This is a genomic window from Chryseobacterium sp. BLS98, assembly GCF_001045445.1.
Classification (GTDB): Bacteria; Bacteroidota; Bacteroidia; order Flavobacteriales; family Weeksellaceae; genus Chryseobacterium.
Genome location: NZ_LFNF01000001.1, coordinates 204,933 through 222,237 on the forward strand (window position 1 = coordinate 204,933; position 17,305 = coordinate 222,237).

General features: G+C 37.9%; 16 protein-coding genes and 2 tRNA genes. 8 read left to right on the top strand and 10 right to left on the bottom strand.

The window, feature by feature from the left end:
- Positions 1–90 precede the first annotated feature (90 nt).
- The 8 genes from ACM40_RS00890 to ACM40_RS00925 form a co-directional block, all read right to left on the bottom strand.
- The gene (locus ACM40_RS00890; RefSeq protein WP_083996758.1) at positions 91–450 is read right to left on the bottom strand and encodes an energy transducer TonB; all 360 of its coding nucleotides are present in this window, start codon (positions 448–450) and stop codon (positions 91–93) included.
- Between the two features lie 12 nt (positions 451–462).
- Positions 463–945 (bottom strand): energy transducer TonB, encoded by a 483-nt coding sequence (locus ACM40_RS00895; RefSeq protein WP_048501678.1) that lies wholly within the window; start codon positions 943–945, stop codon positions 463–465.
- Positions 946–1,061: 116 nt separating this feature from the next.
- Positions 1,062–2,306 carry an MFS transporter gene (locus tag ACM40_RS00900; protein ID WP_048500991.1) on the bottom strand — a complete coding sequence of 415 codons (1,245 nt, stop codon included), beginning with the start codon at positions 2,304–2,306 and terminating at the stop codon, positions 1,062–1,064.
- The gene (locus ACM40_RS00905; RefSeq protein ID WP_048500992.1) at positions 2,306–4,039 is read right to left on the bottom strand and encodes a thiamine pyrophosphate-dependent enzyme; all 1,734 of its coding nucleotides are present in this window, start codon (positions 4,037–4,039) and stop codon (positions 2,306–2,308) included. The genes ACM40_RS00900 and ACM40_RS00905 overlap by 1 nt, the downstream gene beginning before the upstream one ends.
- A gap of 235 nt (positions 4,040–4,274) precedes the next feature.
- Positions 4,275–4,697: a hypothetical protein gene (locus tag ACM40_RS00910; protein WP_048500993.1), complete on the bottom strand. Its 423-nt coding sequence runs from the start codon at positions 4,695–4,697 to the stop codon at positions 4,275–4,277.
- A 43-nt stretch (positions 4,698–4,740) separates the two neighbouring features.
- Positions 4,741–5,940 carry a diaminopimelate decarboxylase gene (gene lysA / locus ACM40_RS00915; RefSeq protein WP_185097178.1) on the bottom strand — a complete coding sequence of 400 codons (1,200 nt, stop codon included), beginning with the start codon at positions 5,938–5,940 and terminating at the stop codon, positions 4,741–4,743.
- 257 nt (positions 5,941–6,197) lie between these two features.
- Positions 6,198–7,421 (bottom strand): PolC-type DNA polymerase III, encoded by a 1,224-nt coding sequence (locus ACM40_RS00920; RefSeq protein ID WP_048500995.1) that lies wholly within the window; start codon positions 7,419–7,421, stop codon positions 6,198–6,200.
- Positions 7,422–7,714: 293 nt separating this feature from the next.
- Positions 7,715–9,241 (bottom strand): helicase HerA-like domain-containing protein, encoded by a 1,527-nt coding sequence (locus ACM40_RS00925; RefSeq protein ID WP_048500996.1) that lies wholly within the window; start codon positions 9,239–9,241, stop codon positions 7,715–7,717.
- Positions 9,242–9,551: 310 nt separating this feature from the next.
- Between ACM40_RS00925 and ACM40_RS00935 the strand changes: the two genes are divergently transcribed.
- The 3 genes from ACM40_RS00935 to ACM40_RS00945 are packed head-to-tail and all read left to right on the top strand — an operon-like array spanning position 9,552 to position 11,698.
- Positions 9,552–10,961 (top strand): MBL fold metallo-hydrolase, encoded by a 1,410-nt coding sequence (locus tag ACM40_RS00935; RefSeq protein WP_048500998.1) that lies wholly within the window; start codon positions 9,552–9,554, stop codon positions 10,959–10,961.
- 1 nt (position 10,962) lies between these two features.
- Entirely contained in the window at positions 10,963–11,340 is a 378-nt protein-coding gene (locus ACM40_RS00940) for a rhodanese-like domain-containing protein (protein ID WP_048500999.1), read from the top strand.
- Between the two features lie 58 nt (positions 11,341–11,398).
- Positions 11,399–11,698 (top strand): thioredoxin family protein, encoded by a 300-nt coding sequence (locus ACM40_RS00945; protein WP_048501000.1) that lies wholly within the window; start codon positions 11,399–11,401, stop codon positions 11,696–11,698.
- 122 nt (positions 11,699–11,820) lie between these two features.
- Here the strand turns inward: ACM40_RS00945 and ACM40_RS00950 are convergent, their stop codons facing one another.
- Both ACM40_RS00950 and ACM40_RS00955 read right to left on the bottom strand, forming a co-directional pair.
- Complete coding sequence (locus tag ACM40_RS00950; protein ID WP_048501001.1) at positions 11,821–12,642, bottom strand: hypothetical protein; 822 nt, start codon at positions 12,640–12,642, stop codon at positions 11,821–11,823.
- A gap of 123 nt (positions 12,643–12,765) precedes the next feature.
- Complete coding sequence (locus ACM40_RS00955; RefSeq protein WP_048501002.1) at positions 12,766–13,521, bottom strand: nitrilase-related carbon-nitrogen hydrolase; 756 nt, start codon at positions 13,519–13,521, stop codon at positions 12,766–12,768.
- Positions 13,522–13,620: 99 nt separating this feature from the next.
- On the opposite strand from ACM40_RS00955, the gene ACM40_RS00960 reads away from it, so the two are divergent.
- The 5 genes from ACM40_RS00960 to ACM40_RS00980 all read left to right on the top strand — a co-directional run bounded on the left by ACM40_RS00960 (position 13,621) and on the right by ACM40_RS00980 (position 17,210).
- Positions 13,621–14,061, top strand: a complete 441-nt coding sequence (locus tag ACM40_RS00960) for a DUF6646 family protein (protein ID WP_048501003.1) — start codon at positions 13,621–13,623, stop codon at positions 14,059–14,061.
- Between the two features lie 103 nt (positions 14,062–14,164).
- A complete protein-coding gene (rseP, locus tag ACM40_RS00965) occupies positions 14,165–15,646 on the top strand; it encodes an RIP metalloprotease RseP (RefSeq protein WP_048501004.1) in 1,482 nt (493 codons plus the stop codon).
- An 81-nt stretch (positions 15,647–15,727) separates the two neighbouring features.
- A tRNA-Asn gene (locus tag ACM40_RS00970) sits at positions 15,728–15,801 on the top strand.
- A gap of 274 nt (positions 15,802–16,075) precedes the next feature.
- Positions 16,076–16,149, top strand: a tRNA-Asn gene (locus ACM40_RS00975).
- Between the two features lie 290 nt (positions 16,150–16,439).
- Positions 16,440–17,210 (top strand): helix-turn-helix domain-containing protein, encoded by a 771-nt coding sequence (locus tag ACM40_RS00980; protein ID WP_048501005.1) that lies wholly within the window; start codon positions 16,440–16,442, stop codon positions 17,208–17,210.
- The last annotated feature ends 95 nt before the right edge of the window (positions 17,211–17,305 follow it).

Consider the following 17,305-nt stretch of genomic DNA (forward strand, 5'->3'; position numbering starts at 1 on the left):
GTATTTAAATTCAAAGCATCGTAATGAATTTTAAATCCCAAACAGATTAGTCTGCAAAGATACAAAATATTGTGACAGAATGGCAGGAGATTATCGTGGAGGATAAAAAGTCATTGGAAGCCTGAAAAAAGACTCTACAGCTTCTCCATTTTTACTGGCCGAGGTCCATTTTTTCTTTTTGATTCTTCTAATCCCATCGAGAATCCTTTGATCAAATTCAGCATTTCCGGAGGACTCTTCCAGCTTTACGTTTTCCATTTTTCCCTCCTTGCTTACTATAAACGTTACAACCAATTTAAAAGGTTCATTCCAGACAAAATCACTAAGGTCAATCTGCTTTGCTACTTCTGTCCTAAAACTATTGATCCCTCCAGGCATGGCTCGCTCGGATTCCTGCGCTGATAAACTCAAGGAAAATACAGCCAGTACAATAAAAAATATCCTGGTCATGATTGTCTAGAGTTACAGATCTGTAGCTATGGAGGAGAAATTCATTTTCAGTTTGATCTGTGAGGTAATCGGTTTTCCGTCACATGAAGCTGGAATCCAGTTTTTTTTGATGCGTCTTACCACATATTTCATGTCATCAAAAAAGTAAGTACTGTTGGCTACTTTCGGACTTCCTTCGATATTGGTCACTTTTCCGGACTCATCAACGGTAAGGGTGAATGTAAAATCACCGTTCAGGACATAGAAGTCTGAATTCAGGTAATCGTACATGAATTTCTGAAGGGTTTGTTTATAAACTGCCACACCGCCTTCAAACGCAGCCGCTTTAAAATCGTTACAGTTTTTCACTGCAACCTGCAAAAGGGGCTCTTTGATATCTATTTTTAAGAGATTTTTATTGGCTTCAGTGATCTGATTATCATCTCTTTCTTCAATATCCTGGGCAAATGTAAAATTTGCTATAAAAAGTGCTATAAATAAGGTAAAAACTTTCATAGGCCGGTTCATTGTTATTAAAATTACTTTAACAAAGTTAGTTATTTAAATGCTTTAGAAAAAAGAAAAAACTTCAGGCTGTTACCTGAAGTTTTAATCATATCCTGAAATATATTTTATGCATTTGAAGGCTGAGGCTGTGCTTTGCTTCCTGTTTCTCTTAACATCAAGGAAATCAAAACCGCCAATACAATTCCTGCGATCCAAAATAATATGGAATGCTGGAAATGCATCTCTCCTGAGGAAGCTTCAAGGTTTTTGCCGAACCATCTGCTGAATAGCGGGCTTACCAATGTAGTCACTCCAAAGGTGATAAAATTAATAGCACCGGTTGCGCTTCCTTTTACATAATCCGGATTGGTCTCTTTAATAATAGAATAAGGTATCATGGCAGCCCCGGACCCAAGCCCGAAAATAAACATACTGACTTTAGCAGAATACAGTTCCGGCAGATAGGTAAGCTGTAGAAAACTTAGGATCATCAGGACTGCACCTCCAATCAGAACCGGTTTCCTTCTTCCTAGTTTATCTGTAATAAAGCCTAAAAGCGGACATCCGAAAACCCAGCCAAAAGCCACCATTGCACTTGTAATAGCAGCATCATGAAACATAAATCCTTTGTCTTTTTCAAAGAAAGCCACTCCCCATGTCATTGCAAATATAGTGGTTGGTGCGAACAGCAGTCCGGAAATAAGGCCACACAACCAGGATTGGGGATTTTTAAAAACAATTTTATAGGGTTCTAAATAGCCTACTTTTTTAACGGTTTCTTCAGACTGTGCTTCCGACTGTTTTTCTCCGGGAATAACCAGGAACAGACAAAATGCCATAATAACGGTAATAATACCCGACCAAAGCCAGAAAGTATCTATATTGACACCTTCTTCCACCCACGGTCCTACGACAAACTGGCCTGCCGTTCCGCCGAGCATTCCGATACATTGGGTAAACCCAACAGCTGTAGCCAGAGATTTTGAAGAAAATCCTTTACTTGCCAGATAAACACATCCCGGAAATGCAAAAGCACATCCCGCGCCCTGCAGCAACCTTCCCGCTACACCTCCCGAATAAGCAGATGCCAGAAATAACAGACAGCCGATTCCGAGAATTAGAGCGCCGGCAAAAAGTGATTTTTTTCCGCCAAATTTATCCAGAGCAATTCCGGCAATAAGGCTGCAGGTAGAATAAGTATAATAATAGGTTCCGATGAGGCTGACAAGCTTTAGTTCCGTAGTACTGAAATTGCTGACAAGCTCAGGAATCATGACTGCCGGTGCAGAGCGGACTACATAATCCAGGAAATAAAATACGAGTCCGAATAGCCAGGCGATTATGTAAAACCTTTTTAAGGAAACACTCATTACAGAAGTCCTTTAATATGTTTATAGTTTGTTTTTACAGTCTCCAGAACTTCTTCCATCTTCCCGCCAAGCATCAGCTGGGCCATAGATTTTGTCATTCCCATTACCTGGTCGAAGTCAATTTTCGGAGGTAGGGCCAATGCGTTCGGATTGGTGAATATATTCAGAAGGTAGGGTCCGTTATAGGTCAGACATTCCCTAATGGCATCTTCTACTTCTTCAGGCTTGTGAACGTTTTTCCCGGGATACCCCATAGCCTGGGCTACCATTGCGAAATCGGGATTAATCATATCGGTCTGATTGTCCGGCATGCCGCCTACTTCCATTTCCAGCTTTACCATTCCAAGGGTTCTGTTATTAAACACAATCAGCTTCACCGGCAGTTTGTACTGAAAGATGGTTGCCATATCTCCCAAAAGCATCGAAAGACCTCCATCACCACACATCGCAATTACTTCTCTATCCGGATGGGCCAAAGAAGCTCCTATAGCCATTGGCATAGCATTAGCCATCGATCCGTGGTTGAATGAGCCTAACATTTTTCTTTCTCCGGTTCCGGTAATAAATCTTGCTCCCCACACACAGCACATTCCTGTATCTACTGTGAAAATAGCGTCTTTTTTAGCCAACCGGTCCAAAGTATGGGCAACATATTCCGGCTGAATAGCATCTTCTTTTCCAAAATCCTTTACATAAGCAAACTGGCTTTCCTTTACTTTCTCATAAAATGCCAATTGCTCATTAAGAAAATGAACATCTGTTTTTTCCTCCAGCAAAGGCAATAAGGCTTTAATGGTTTCCTTTACGTCTCCTGTCAGTCCCATCTCCAACTTAGCCCTCCTTCCCAGTCGTTCCGGGGCTTCGTCTATCTGGACAATTTTATTTTTTACCGGCATGAATTTCTGATAAGGAAAATCGGTTCCCAAAAGAATAACAAGATCTGCTTCGTGCATTGCATGATAGGCTGATGGAAACCCCAGCAATCCTGTAAGTCCTACTTCATTGGGATTATTAGGTTGAATGGCCATTTTTCCACGGAAAGAATAACCTACCGGAGCTTTTAAAAATTTTGACAATTCTATGACCTCAGCATTTGCTTCTCCTGCTCCAATTCCGCAATAGAGGGTTACTTTCTTACTTTCGTTAATCAAGTCCGCCAGATGTTTCAATTCATCATCGGAGGGTCTTATGACAGGATTGGTCCTGAATATCTGGGCAGAAGTTGACCCTTCTTCGGCATCAAGTTCTGATACATCGCCCGGAAGTCCTATTACCGCTACTCCTTTTTTTGAAATGGCATGCTGGATAGCCGTCTGCAATGTCCTCTGTACCTGTTCAGGTCTTGTGATCATCTGGTTGTAGTGACTGCAGTCATCAAACAGTTTGATGGTATTGGTTTCCTGGAAATAATCCATTCCCATTTCATCGCTTGGGATTGTGGAAGCAATGACAAGCATCGGAACGTGAGATTTGTGCGCTTCATACACTCCATTAATGAGGTGAACGTGTCCCGGGCCACAGCTTCCTGCGCACACGGCAAATCCGTCAAGTTCCGCTTCTGCCGCTGCCGCATAGGCTCCTACTTCTTCATGCCTTACATGAATCCATTCGATGCTGCTTTTTTTAACGGCAATATTAAGGTGGTTGAGGCTATCACCGGTTACTGCATAAATTCTTTTCACATTGGCATTTTCGAGCATTTCGACAATCTGCTCTGCTATGTTTTTAGCCATAATTAGTATTTTTTGGTGTTTATTCGATTAGAAAACTGAAGTGAATAGATGTATTTAACATTAAAAAATCATACCCTTTTCTCAAATTTAGCTAATAAATTATAATTCCACGTTTGTACAGTATTAAAATTTCAACATATTGGAATAGTAAAAATCATATGATTTATGATTCTCTTTCAGACAACAAAAAACTCCGCCATGAGCGGAGTTTTATATCAATTATCAATGAGGCTATTTATCTGCTTATTATATTAGTATTAGGAGCAAGGCTAGCTCGTCCATCTTGGTCAGGAATATTTCTGGAAAAATTTAATGCTAAAGAAATATTCTCTTCTTTATTTTTTGTAAAATTTTTCTGTAATCTTGCAAGATCTCTTTTCACTTCTACTTCAAATGTTTTTTCAAAAAGTTCCGGTAAAAGTTTTACATCAGACACTTCTCCCTTCTCATTGACATTAAAATTCAATACAAAATCTCCTGTTACCTGAAAACTGTTTCCGGTTTGCTGAAGATTAAGAGCCAAATCTTTGTCAAATTTTTCCTGGCCTCCTTTATAAACATTATTCAGTACATTTTTATCGGATTTAATTTTCACCAATGTCTGCGAAAAAGAAAATGTAAAAGCAAGAACTGCCAAAACTGAAATTATTTTTTTCATATGTTAATTTTTGTTCTTTAAATTTACAATCTTTCAGTTATATCTACAAAATTTCTATCTGGTTTCTCAGCAGATCTTCAAATTCATCTCTTTTACGGATCAGGTGCGCCTTTCCATCTAAGAACAATACTTCAGCCGGCTTTAATCTTGAATTGAAATTCGAGCTCATTTCAAAACCATACGCTCCGGCATTGTGGAAAACCAGGATATCGCCTTCTCTTACTTCATTCAGTTTTCTGTCCCAGGCAAATGTATCCGTTTCACAAATGTTTCCTACCACGGTATAAATTCTTTCTGCACCTTTAGGATTTGACAGGTTTTCGATCATATGGTAAGAATCATAAAACATCGGACGGATCAAATGGTTGAATCCTGAATTAACCCCTACAAAAACAGTAGCCGTTGTCTGCTTGATCACATTGGCTTTTACTAAAAGGTAACCGCTTTTTCCTACCAGGAATTTTCCCGGTTCAAACCATAATTCGAATTTTTTTCCTGTAGATTTTGAAAACTCAGAAATCACTTTTTCTACTTTCTTACCTAATGTTCTTACATCCGTTTCCTCTTCGGTATCCTGGTAAGGGATTTTGAAACCGCTTCCCATGTCCAGGTATTTAAGATTAGGGAAATGCTCGGAAAGCTCAAGCATAATATCCAATGCCTGAAGGAAAACATCAGGATCCTTGATCTCGCTTCCTGTATGCATGTGAAGACCTTCCACATTAAGGTTGGTACTTTTCATCACTCTTTCGATATGACGTACCTGGTGAATGGAAATTCCGAACTTACTGTCGATATGTCCCGTTGAAATTTTATAATTACCTCCTGCAAAAATATGCGGATTGATCCTTACAAGAATCGGATAGGTATTTCCGTATTTATTCCCGAACTGTTCAAGAATAGAAATGTTATCAATGTTAATATGAACTCCGAAAGTCATTGCTTCCTCTATTTCAGCAAGATCTACACAATTGGGCGTAAACAAGATTCTTTCTTTCGGAAATCCGGCCTTTAACCCGAGTTTAACTTCATTAATAGATACGCAATCCAAAGAGGCACCCAGGTTCTTGACATATTTAAGGATATTGATATTCGTCAATGCCTTTGCTGCATAGAAAAACTTGGTGTGTTTTAAAAAAGAAGATGTAAGTTTCTCGTATTGAGTTTTAATAGATTCAGCGTCATAAACGTACACCGGTGTGCCAAACTCATTGGCGATCTTTAATAATTCTTTTGAATTCATAATTTCATTTTAACATAAAAAAAGGCAGATTCTTCAAAAAAGAGCCTGCCACATTAATTATTTTTTATGCAAGACAAGTCTTTTAAATATTCCAAACCTTAGAGAACTTTACAGCTCCCTTTTTACCAGTTTTTATTTGTTTAAAATTTTGCATTGCTTATTTTTATTTTTGCAAAAATACTATTTATTTTTTTATTCTGAGAAAAATGATTTGAAAAGCAGATTCTTATGAAATCTGTTAAGTATAAATTTCCCTGTTATTTTGGTAACGGCAGCGTCTCAAAATCACCGCGAAGCAGGGCAAGCTGAAGATCATTATGCAGATCTGCAGAAGGAAGGGGCAGATCGATCTTGAGTTTCGAAAGCTTACTGAGGGTCTGGATCTGGGTAAACAGCTCATAAAAACCATAAGAAACCACTTTTCCGTTTTCAATGATCAGAAACAGTTTTTCACCCAGCTTTCTCCCCTGGCCGAGCCAGAGCTCATTTCTTTTTCTGAAATCTATTTTCTTGATAAAAGCATTGATATCATTGAATTCTTCCTGCAGCCCTATAAACTGTACCGCTTTTGTTCCCTGGGTAAACGACCTGAACTTAAGGATAGGCCTTTCCGTTTTATTCAGCTTATTTTTTTCAACAATATATTTATTATTCCTGAAGTAAAGCCCAAAAGGAAATACTTCTCTTTTTTTGATGTTTTTGGAATTCAGAATCAGTCTTGCAATAATATCCGTTCCTGTAAGTTCATAATTGATCTGTTCAACATCATTCTGGATCTGCTCCCATTTTTTAGACTTGGAATTGAAAACTTTTTTGGAGAACTTATTGATATCCTGGACGTAATCTGATAAAATAATTTTCCCTGCTTCATTCTGGAAATAAACAAACCCTTTTTCATTCGGAAGATCCTGGGTCAAAACCTTAATCTTGTTGATATAGGTTTTCGCATTGGTTTCATCATGCTGCTTCTGGATGATCTCATTTTCAGTATCTTTTGATACTAAAAGCTTGAACAGTTCCAATGTTGCTCTTGCATCTCCTTCGGCCCTGTGATGGTTCGTCAACGGAATTCCCAGTGATTTCACCAGCTTTCCTAGTGAATAGCTCACTTCATCCGGGATCATTTTTTTCGCTAAAGGAATGGTATCTAAAGTGTTGATCTGAAAGTCATAACCCAGCCTTTTAAAAGACTGGCGCAACATCCTGTAATCAAAATCAATATTGTGACCCACCAAAGTGGTATTTTGGGTAATTTCAATGACTCTTTTTGCTATTTCGTGGAATTTAGGAGCTGTTTTCACCATTTTGGGGGTGATGTTTGTCAGCTTCTGTACAAAAGGAGTGATATCACTTTCGGGATTGACGAGAGATATGAACTGGTCAGTAATTTTCTGACCATCATACCTGTAGATGGCTATATCTATAATGCATTCATGTCTGTAACCTGCACCATTACTTTCTATATCAATAATCGAATACATTGAATTCTGGTTATACTCCTGTTTTTATCATTACTATTTAAATCAACTGCTGAAATCCTGATGTTATGAAGCTTAATACATAACTTGTGCCATAGGCCCTGAGAGACTGTACTGCATCAGTCTTATCTTATTCCAACAAAGGCAGCTTTGCGAAAATAACAAAAAAATATATCAAAAAAAGTAAAAACAGCTTTCATATCATTCCTTTGCAGATTAAGAAAAGCTGGTAAGAGGCAATAAAAAGCTGATACTCTTTACATAACAAAATATTTTGCAGAAATCTTAATCACTTCTTACCTTCTTCTTCCGCCCAGCCCAAACATTCCGAGAAGAGCTTTTGCTCCTTCCCGCATCAAAGTACTGGTAAAAGTTCTTCCTGCCTTACTCTGAAGGACCTGCTCAAACATTCCCGGCTCTTCTTTCACCGGTTTGGTTTTCTGGGAAGGTGCCGGGTTCTGAGCGGCCTGCTCCATTCTGTTGGTCAGGATTTCATAAGCAGATTCCTTATCAACAGGCTGTTCATATTTAGCAACTAAAGAAGAACTTCCTGTCAGCTCTGAAATTTCTGCGTCATTCAGAACGTCCATCCTTGACTCCGGAGAGATCAGATAGGTATGGACAAGCGGTGTCGGAATCCCTTTTTCGTCCAAAGCAGTGACAAAAGCCTCTCCGATACCCAGATTCTGGATCAGAGTTGCTGCATCATAGAACTCGGTTGTCGGATAGTTTTCTACTGCCTTACTAATCTCTTTTTTATCTTTTGCGGTAAAACCTCTCAAAGCATGCTGTATTTTCAGACCAAGCTGGGACAGTACATTTTCCGGAACATCGCCGGGAATCTGTGTGATAAAATAAATTCCCACTCCTTTGGAACGGATCAGTTTCACCATGGTTTCTATCTGTGACAACAAGGCTTTTGAAGATTCATCGAATATCAGGTGGGCTTCGTCTATGAAAAGAACCAGTTTAGGTTTTCCGCTGTCGCCTTCTTCAGGAAAGGTCATATAGATTTCGGCAAAAAGCGAAAGCATAAATGTGGAAAACAGCTGCGGCTTATTCTGAATTTCCGCTACTCTTAAGATATTTACTACGCCTTTTCCATCCCTGGTTTCAAGAAGGTCATGAACATCAAAGCTTAATTCACCAAAAAAATCAGCAGCACCCTGCTGTTCCAGTGCCACAATAGATCTCAGGATCGCTCCCAGAGAAGCAGGGGCAATGGATCCGTAGTTGGCTGCCAGTTCAGCTTTTCCCTGAGCATTATCCGTTACATACTGCAGGACTTTCTTTAAATCATTAAGGTCAATTAACGGAAGACCTTTATCGTCACAGTATTTAAAGACAATAGACATAATACTCTGCTGGGTATCATTCAGTTCCAAAATCTTGCTTAATAAAACAGGACCGAATTCAGTAACGGTAGCCCTTAATTTTACCCCTTTTCCGCCTGATATGCTCATCAGCTCTACGGGAAAAGCCTGTGGATTATACGGAAGCTGGGTTTTTGCATACCTTTCTTCAATCACCGGATTCATCTGGCCTGCTTCTGCAATTCCGGAAAAATCCCCTTTGATATCCAAAACCAATGAAGGAATTCCTGCATGGGAAAGCTGTTCTGCGAATACCTGAAGCGTTTTTGTTTTACCTGTCCCCGTTGCCCCTGCAATAAGGCCGTGGCGGTTAATTGTTTTTAAAGGAATGGTAACATTAACTTCCGGTACTACTTCTCCGTCCAGCATTCCTTTTCCAAGTATAATATGTTCTCCCTTAGGAGTGTATTTTGCGTTGAGTTCTTCAATAAATTGTGTTTTATCTGCCATCTGATCTTTTTTTAAACTTATAAATATAAAATTTTTTATAAAATATTGGACCATTAAAGTAATAATACAAAATAATATTAACAGCATCTGCGTAAATATCGACACCTACATAATTATTTCCGTTTTTTAAACATGATAAAAAACATTCGCTGAAACCTCTGCCCTTTACTTCCCGTATTTTATTCGAAAATAAAGGGTTCCATAGCTGACCACCCATGAATATTGAAAGAAACTATCATCCGAATTTAACAATTCGTTTACATTTCATCTAATACTTTGTATCTTTATCTAAAATTTAAAAAAGACCCCAATGAAAATTGAACAAATATATACGGGCTGTCTGGCTCAGGGTGCCTATTATATTGTATCAGAAAATGAAGCTGCCATTATTGATCCGCTGAGAGAGGTAAAACCTTATCTGGATCGCCTTGCAAAGGACAACGTCACCTTAAAGTATATTTTTGAGACCCACTTCCATGCCGATTTTGTTTCAGGACATTTGGATCTAAGTGAAAAAACAGGAGCTCCTATTGTTTACGGACCCACTGCCCAGCCTAAATTTGAGGCTATTATTGCTGAAGACAACCAGATCTTTGAGATCGGAAAAATAAAAATAAAAGCACTGCATACTCCCGGACATACCATGGAGAGCACGACCTACCTTTTAATTGACGAAAACGGCAACGAAATTGCTATTTTTACTGGCGACACCCTATTTTTAGGAGACGTTGGGAGACCTGATCTTGCTCAGAAAGCAACCAATCTTACGCAGGAAGATCTTGCAGGAATTCTTTATGACAGTCTTCAGAGTAAGATTATGCCGCTGAATGACAGCATAACGGTTTATCCCGCTCATGGCGCAGGTTCTGCCTGTGGAAAAAATATGCAGAAAGAAACGGTGGATATATTGGGAAACCAGAAAAAAACCAATTATGCTCTGAATCAGCCGGATAAGGAATCTTTTATCAGAGAGGTCCTTGATGGCCTTACCGCTCCTCCGAAATATTTCGGAATGAACGTAGCCATGAATAAAGGTGGATATGAGAGTCTGGATGTAGTAATGAATAAGGGGCTTAGCCCGGTAAATGCAGAAGATTTCGAAGCTTTGGCGGAAGAAACAGGAGCTTTAATTTTAGATACAAGAAGTCCGGCAGAATTCCACAAAGGATTTATTCCGAATTCTATTAATATAGGCCTTAAGGGAGATTTTGCCCCTTGGGTAGGAAATATGATCGTAGATGTAAAGCACCCTCTTTTGCTTGTGACTGATGAGGGAACTGAAGAGGAAGTAATTACAAGATTAAGCAGAGTCGGTTTCGATAATGTTTTAGGGTATTTGAACGGCAGTTTTACTGCATGGAAAAATGCAGGTAAAGAAACGGATGAGATCAAAAGGATTTCCCCTTCTGAATTTGCTGAACAATTCACGGAAAATGCTACGGTAATCGATGTAAGAAAGTTAAGCGAGTATTCTGCCGAACATGTTGACAATGCATTTAACAAGCCGCTTGACACGATCAGCGACTGGGTAAAAACCATTGATGATTCTGAACATTTCTTTCTTCACTGTGCAGGAGGATACAGAAGCATGATTGCAGCAAGTATCCTTAACTCACACGGAATCAGGAATTTTACTGAAGTAGAAGGTGGTTTCAACGGGATTAAAAAGATAGAAAAACTTCCTACCACGGATTTCGTTTGCCAGTCAAAAACACTGTAAGATGTTGAAAAGAACAATTTTCGGATCTATTTTCGCATCAGTTTTAGCTTTAACATCCTGTAAAACAGCAGATACAGCCGGCGCACTAAAGCCAAATATTAAAGAGGTGGTGAACAGCGCGGATGTAATACTGATAGATGTAAGAATTCTGGAGCAGTATCAGGCAGGAACAGCAAAAGGAGCGATCAATATTCCTTTAGCTGAAATTCAGAATAATATCGATTCGCTTAAAGGCAAAAGGGTTGTGGTTTTCTGCAATAAAGGAATTCAGGCCGATCAGGCTATGGAAATCTTGAAGAAAAATGGTGTGGAAGCCTATGACGGTACAACCTGGAAAAATGTAAAAGCAATCCAGGATGAAAAACAATCAGGAAAATAAAACATTATACTGCTAAGGCTCATCAATACATCTTAGCGGCTCAATAAAACCAAAAGCTATGTCACAAAAATTTCAAGAAATCATTAATTCGGAAAGACCGGTTCTTATTGATTTTTTTGCTACCTGGTGCCAACCTTGTAAGGTACAGTCCTCCGTATTGAATACGGTTAAGGAAAATGTAGGCGAAGGAGCAAGAATCATCAAAGTAGATGTAGACCAGTATCCTGCTTTGGCAGCACAATATGGTGTAAGGGGTGTTCCTACACTTGCGGTCTTCAAAAACGGGGAGCTTTTATGGAAAGAAAGCGGAGTCCACGATGTGAATACACTCACGGAACTGCTTCAACAATATTCTTAACTGTGATTATTTCACAGTTTTCCTCCATAGATTTCACGGATTTACGCGGATAATTGAGAACAGAATCCTTGGCAATCCGTGAAATCTATGGGTTTTATAGCAAATTGATTTACTGATTCATCTTACGGACAATTTTTCTCATACTCTTTTATAATTCCGATGTAAATTTCAGCCTGCCTGTTTTGTATTTTATCTCCAACGATATAAAATAATTTTCTGGTTTGCTCTCTATCTTTTTTTACTTCCTGTAAAGTCGTTTTATAAATTTCCTGATATTCTTTTTGTAAAGTTTTATCTAAATGCTTTTCCTGCATCATTTCTTTGTCAAAAGAATTTAAATACTGATTAAATGGGCTACAATCTCCGGCAACAGCTCTAAAAGCATCAACGATATTTTCAATAGACGAGCCCATCTTAGAGTTAAACTGACTTTTTTGTTTTACCGCCAAAACCGTGTAAGGTTCCCCTGTTTTTTGGATATAAAAATTTGAATGGGTATAATAACATGCATTCAAACCCATACACTCAAATACATTTGAGCTGTATAACTTAATTTTACCGTCATAGAGTAAGTATTCGAAAGTTTCGGCTGTATCATTGGAAAGATTTCCTTTCTTATCTACCGTTTTAACTTTAATTTTTTCCTGAATTTGGGAAATTTCATTACCATTATAATAAATAATTTTTCTTACATCTTTAGAATTTATTTCTTTCCTTTTCTCATCTGCCGCTGTCGTATATTGAAATACAGATACTCTGTTGTTAACTATTATTTGTCCCAAATTAACAGTTTTAGTAACCGCTTCAACTGAGTTTGCTTTAAATGAAGATCCGTCCTCCAAATGAAATTCAGCCATATTATTTTCTTGATTATGCGTATTTTCCTGCGCATTCATAACCAAATTCAAAATACAGAAGGCAACAAACAGTAATTTTTTGTTCATATATATTATCTTTTCTAATTATGTATTTAAAATTAGAAAAAATTCACAATATATTGTTGAAAAACTAAAAAAACATCTCAATCATTTAATAAAAATCAAAATACTATCATTTTAGATTCCGAATTATCTAATTTTGATCTCAAAATCATCTCTATCATTTAAAAATTGAAAATGATTTCTAAAACTTTTCAATTCTTGAATATCTAATTCTGCAGAAATGATATTACCATTCTTTTGTGAAATTTCTGTTCCATCTGCAAAAAAACAATGTGAGCTTTCCTGATAAAAAAGACCATTTCCATCAGTCCCAATCCTGTTTAAACCAAAGACAAAAGACAGATTTTCTATTGCTCTGGCTTTTAGCAGATGTTCCCAGGCCCCCACTCTTTTCTCCGGCCAGTTGGCCACATATAAAACAGCATCGTAATCATCATTATTCCTTGCAAAAACCGGAAAACGTAAGTCGTAGCAGACCTGCAACAGAATCCTGAATCCTTTATAATCGACAATAACTCTCTTATCTCCGGGAGTATACACTTTATCTTCTCCCGAAAAAGAAAACAGGTGTCTTTTATCATAAAAAACGGTCTCTGAGCCGGGCTGAACGAAATACATTCTGTTATAAAACTTTCCGTCCTGCTCTACCGGAGCACTTCCGCAAACGGCGGCATTTTTTTCTTTTGAGATTTTTTTCAGGAACTTAAGGGATTCTTCATTTCTGTCTGAAACTTCAGCTGCATCCATACAGAAGCCGGTAGAAAACATTTCGGGAAGCAGGAAAATATCTGCTTCAATGCTTTTAAGCTGTTCTTCGATGACCTGGAAATTCTTTTCTTTGTTTTTCCAGACAATATCTAAATTAAGTCCTGCAATTTTCATAAACTTTGTTAAAAAACTTCAATAAAAATACGATTTTCCGTTGATTTCGGTTCTATTTTTGATGAGGATATTTCCATTATCAATTTAAAAAGTAAAATTATGAAGAAATTGTTTTTGGTGCTGATGATCGCTTTTTTCGGAACGATAGCCAATGCACAGGCATACACAGGTAAGGGCGACCAAAAGGTTCAGGCAGGATTAAGTGCCTGGGGATATGGAACCGGAATTACGGGAACCTATGATTACGGATTGAATAAGCTTATATCTGTAGGAGCCGGACTGAATGTTTATTTTGATAATTATAAAGATCATGATAAAGACAACCGTGTTTTTGCCTTCGGAAGATTGAATTTCCATCTTAATGAAGCGCTTGATTTACCTGCAAAATGGGACATTTATCCCGGCGTTGACGTTGGTGTGCTTGGGAAGGATTTCGGGATCGGAGCTCATATTGGAGCCCGTTACTTTTTCACCGAGAAAGTGGGCGTTTTTGCAGAAGTAGGCAACAACGGCAGCATCGGTGTTTCTTTCAACCTGTAGAATTCACAAAATATATGACACAGCTTCTCATTTAGAGGGGCTTTTTTATTTGGCATAGTTTTGATAATTGTTACCTTTGCAAATTAAAATCTAAAATTTATTAATGGAATTAGCAATCAAGATTTTCCAGTTCATACTAAGTATTTCTATTTTAGTAGTTCTTCATGAGCTTGGACACTTTTTACCGGCAAAATGGTTTAAGACCAGGGCTGAGAAATTCTTCCTGTTTTTCGATCCGTGGTTTTCGATCTTTTCAATGAAGAAAATCAATGGAAAATGGCAATATAAATTTCTTTCTAAAAACCTTCCGGATACAGAAACCGTTGTGGTAGACGGAAAAGAGCAGGAAGTTCCTATCGATACTTCAAAACTTCCGGATAGCGACTGGAGAAAGCATCCTGAGCAAACGAAATACGGAATCGGATGGCTTCCTTTCGGAGGTTATGTGAAAATTGCAGGAATGATCGATGAGAGCATGGATAAAGAGCAGATGAAAAAGCCTGCACAGCCATGGGAATTCAGATCTAAACCGGCCTGGCAGAGGTTAATCATCATGCTGGGAGGGGTTACTGTCAACTTTTTCCTTGCGTGGATCATTTTCGGGTGTCTTTCTTACTTCAATGGAGAGAGTTCTTTCGATACCGCCAAAGTGGAAACACCCATGCATTATACCAACGTTGCAAAGGCAATGGGGTTTGAAGATGGTGATAAGATCTTAAAAGTAGACGGAAAGGTTCAGAATAACCTGGATAAACTGTCTTTGGATATTTTATTAAGTGACCAGGTAACGGTTTTAAGAAACGGAAAGGAGTTTACTTTTAATACTAATGATGATGGGAAGGCACTTGCTTTTAAAGATGAAAATCCAAGAGCATTCCTTACGCCAAGATATGCTCCTGTAATTGATACAATTGTGAATCCTAAAACAGCTGAAGCCGGATTAAAAACAGGTGATCAGGTGGTTTCAGTAAATGGGCAGAAAATCAATTATTATGACGAACTGCAGGGCGCTGTTGTAAAAAACGCGGGCAAGACTATTAATGTGGAGGTATTAAGAGCCGGTGCAGTACAGCCATTAAGCCTTCAGGTTTCTAAGGAAGGAACACTAGGAATAGCTTCTTATAAGCAGCTTGAAAAGTTTGCCAGTACCAAGCATTTTACTCTTATTGAGTCTATCGGAAGAGGGTTTACAAGAAGTATTGAAAGCTTAACTTACCAGGTTAAACAGTTTAAGCTGGTATTCAACAAGAAAGTTCAGGGTTATAAGAAAGTTGGCGGTCCACTGGCAATCATTAAGAATATGCCGGTAGAAAAGTCTAAAGACGGAGCTGTATCTGTAAACTGGAGCCTATTCTGGAGCTTTACGGCCATGTTCTCCGTTTGGCTGGCATTCCTGAACCTAATTCCTATTCCGGGACTTGACGGAGGTCATGTTTTATTTACTTTATGGGAAGTAGTTACAGGAAAACCTGTTCCTCAGAAAGTACTGGAAAATGCACAGATGATCGGGGTTATCTTCCTGTTAGGATTGATGTTACTGATCTTCGGAAGTGATATCTTTAAAGCACTTACGGGTAGTTTATAATTTTTTTGAATTTTTTTCTAAAAAATATTTGTACGGTATAAATATTCGTCCTATATTTGCACCACTTAAAACAAAGGACATTCCTCCTTAGCTCAGTTGGTTAGAGCATCTGACTGTTAATCAGAGGGTCGCTGGTTCGAGCCCAGCAGGAGGAGCAAAAAAGACTTACAGAAATGTGAGTCTTTTTTTATTTATATATTTTGTTTAATATAAAGAAGCAGAATATCATCAGCCAATAAAGAGTTGTACGCATCAATTAAGCATTATTTCCGACATTTATTTTATGCCCGCCTGATTAATTAAAAATTGGCTGAAAATATTTCTCATTGAAATTCAACATTTTTAGTCAAAAATCTCCGTTAATTGGGGATAAAATTTGTCTGATATGAATATTCCTTTTATATTTGCAACACCTTAAACAAAGGAAATTCCTCCTTAGCTCAGTTGGTTAGAGCATCTGACTGTTAATCAGAGGGTCGCTGGTTCGAGCCCAGCAGGAGGAGCCCAACATAAGTCGCCAAATTGGCGGCTTTTTTTGTTATATCCCATAATCAAGCACTTAAAATCCTTTTCTTTTACACGCTCTCCGATTCTTATTATTCTGTTATACCTTGCTTAAATACATTTAAATACATTTAAATACATTAAAATACATTAAAATACATTTATAATCTACATAACGAAGAAAATTCATATATTTATTTCATAAAAACAACTGATAATCAAGCAAATGTAACATCAGTACTATGTAAAAGTAAGACCACAAGCCAGCATCACGTCAGAAGCAAATAAAATGAAAGTAATTGAGTATAGACCAACAAAAACACTGGAACCTTTTGTAAAGGCTATCAAAATTATTGAAAGCCATGAGGAGATTCAAAACAGGGTACTGCCGGGAACCTCAATAGCAATGGCTTTTTGCTTTAGCGGGCAAAACTCATACACTGTAAACTCGGACCGGATCGTATTGCCGAAAGCAGTAATTTCAGGACTCCGAAAATCAGTACGACTTATCAATTATTCTCAAAATACTTCTACGTTAATTGTGCTGTTCAAAGAAAACGGAACTGCCGCATTTTTTAAAGAACCTCTTTATGCTTTATTTGAGAAAAGCGTTTTGCTTGATAATATTTTGAATCCTAATGAAGTCAGAAATATTGAGGAAATGTTGTGTGAAGCAAAAAATAACCTTCAAAGAGTAAAAATTGTGGAACTCTTCTTATTAAAACGATTGAATAATCCAAATCCTGACATCATTATATCAAATGCGGTTGCTCAAATTCAACAAGCAAGAGGCCACATAAGAATAAACGAATTGGCTGATAGGCTATACACCAGCAATGATGCCTTTGAGAAACGCTTTAGAAAAAGCATCGGCTCATCACCAAAACAATTCGCTTCCATTACCCGGATGTCTGCCGTTATTCCTTCAAAACCAACCGGGCGGCTTTTGGAAACAGCTTTTGATGCCGGATTTTACGATCAGGCCCATTTCAACAAAGATTTTAAACTTTTTACAGGGCAAACACCAACTGAGTTTTATAAATCTTCTTCCTTTTGGTAAATCAATGAATTTTTACAATGATTTGAAGAGACAAGTCTTGAAATTTGCATGATTAAATTACTTTAATGATGAGCCCAAAATTCAAAATAATTCTG